Below are 2,144 nucleotides of genomic sequence, written 5' to 3' on the forward strand. Positions count from 1 at the left end.
TGGCCGCGCTTGCCCTTTCGACCGCGCTCGGCGCGGCATCCCACGCATCGGCCCAGAATGCCGAAAAGCCGAAGCTCACGCTCGGCGTCGGCGGCAAGCAGCTGCTCTACTATCTCCCGCTCACCGTCGCGGAGAAGAAGGGGTTCTTCAAGGAGCAGGGGCTCGACGTCGAGATCAACGATTTCGGCGGCGGCGCCAAGTCGCTGCAGGCGCTCGTCGGCGGTTCGGTGGATGTCGTGACCGGCGCCTATGAGCACACGATCCGCATGCAGGCGAAGGGACAGGACATCCGAGCGGTGATCGAGCTCGGGCGCTTCCCGGCCATCACCATCGCCGTGCGCAAGGACCTCGCCGACAAGGTCAAGTCGGCGGCCGATTTCAAGGGCCTCAAGATCGGCGTCACCGCGCCGGGTTCCTCGACGGCGCTGACCGCGCAGTACGCCATGGTAAAGGCCGGCCTCAAGGCAAGCGACGCGCCGATCATCGGCGTCGGCGCCGGGGCCAGTGCGGTCGCGGCGATCAAGCAGAAGCAGGTCGACCTGATCTCCCATCTCGACCCGGTGACCTCGAAGCTCGAAGCCGACGGCGACGTCGTGGCCTTGATCGACACTCGCACCGAAGCCGGAACCAAGGCGCTGTTCGGCGGGGCGAACCCGGCTGCCGTGCTCTATCTCAAGAACGATTTCGCCGAGAAGAACCCGGTCACCACGCAGAAGCTGGTCAACGCTTTCATGAAGTCGCTGAAGTGGCTGGAGACGGCGAAGCCGGAAGATGTCGCCGATCTCGTGCCGGAGGAGTACCTGCTCGGCGACAAGCCGCTTTACCTGCGCGCTGTGAAGAACTCGCAGGAAAGCTATTCGCGCACCGGCATCTCCACGCCGGATGCAATGAAGAGCATGTACGACTCGCTCAAGCTGCTCGACCCCGAGCTGACCAATTCCAATGTCGACCTGTCGAAGACCTTCATCGACAGCTTCGCCAAGAAGGCAGCCTCCGGCTCCTGACGTCATGCATTTCGGCTGAGCCTGTCTTTTAACGTCGCGCTTGATCCGCGTTCGGTGCATGCTGTGCGGATTCGCACTTGGGGGGAACAGGTGAGCGGCGATACCGCCTTTCTGGATGGCGGCGGCGAGATGGCCGCCGCTATCCGTGCGTATGACTGGAGCAAGACGCCGCTGGGGCCGATCGAGACCTGGCCGCCGGCGCTGCGGACGGCCGTGGGCATGATGGTCAATTCGCGCTTTCCCAAGTGCATCGCCTGGGGCGCCGATTTGATCACGATCCATAACGACGCCTTCCGGCCGATCCTCGGCGAGAAGCCGCCTGCGCTCGGGCGCTCGTTCCGGGATGTCTGGGCCGAAGTGTGGCACGAGATCAGCCCGATGATCGCCAAGGCTCTCGCCGGCGAGGCGACCTTCATCGAGGACTTCCCGCTGACCATCGATCGGTTCGGCCACCCTGAAGAGGTCTGGTTCACCTTCTGTTACAGCCCGATCCGCGACGAGGCCGGCCGGGTGCTCGGCATGATCGATACGGTGATGGAGACGACCGGCAAGATGCTGGCCGAGCGTAACAGCCGGCTGCTCAATGCCGAACTCGCCCACCGCATGAAGAACACGCTGGCGATGATCGCAGCCATCGCCAGCCAGACCTTCCGTTCGGCCGAGACGCTCGAGGAGGCGCAATCGGTTCTGAGCGAACGCATCGCGACGCTCGGGGAGGCGCATTCGATCCTGACCCAGTCGAGCTGGAGCAGCGCGCCGATCCGTGCCGTTGTGGAGGGCGCGCTGGCCCCGCATCGCTCGGGCCTCGGCACGATCCGCGTTCAGGGGCCGCCGCTGCAGCTGCCGGCCGACCTGGCGATGACATTGGCGCTCGGGGTCAACGAACTGGCGACCAATGCCGTGAAGTACGGCGCTCTGTCCGTGGAGGCCGGCGAGGTTTCGATCGGCTGGTCCACGGGGCGGCCGCAGAGCAAGGATGCCTTCCGCTTCGAGTGGCGGGAGAGCGGCGGGCCGCCGGTCGCGAAGCCGCGCCGCCAGGGCTTCGGCTCGCGCCTTGTCGAACGCGTCATGGCGCAGAAATTCCACGGCGAGGTCGAGCTCGACTACAGGCCGGAAGGGCTGCGCTACCTGCTGGCCACC

The 2,144-nt window shown here is 65.6% G+C and carries 2 protein-coding genes; both read left to right on the plus strand.

The annotated features are described in order from the left end of the window. Positions 1-1,004, plus strand: a 1,004-nt coding sequence (locus tag ACIPIA_RS14800) for an ABC transporter substrate-binding protein (protein ID WP_400510647.1), incomplete at its 5' end; no start/stop codon positions are given. Positions 1,005-1,094: 90 nt separating this feature from the next. After that, positions 1,095-2,144, plus strand: a 1,050-nt coding sequence (locus tag ACIPIA_RS14805) for a sensor histidine kinase (RefSeq protein ID WP_400510648.1), incomplete at its 3' end; no start/stop codon positions are given.

This window comes from Allobosea sp. CER48 (assembly GCF_044752385.1).
In the GTDB taxonomy this organism is placed as follows: Bacteria; Pseudomonadota; Alphaproteobacteria; order Rhizobiales; family Beijerinckiaceae; genus Allobosea.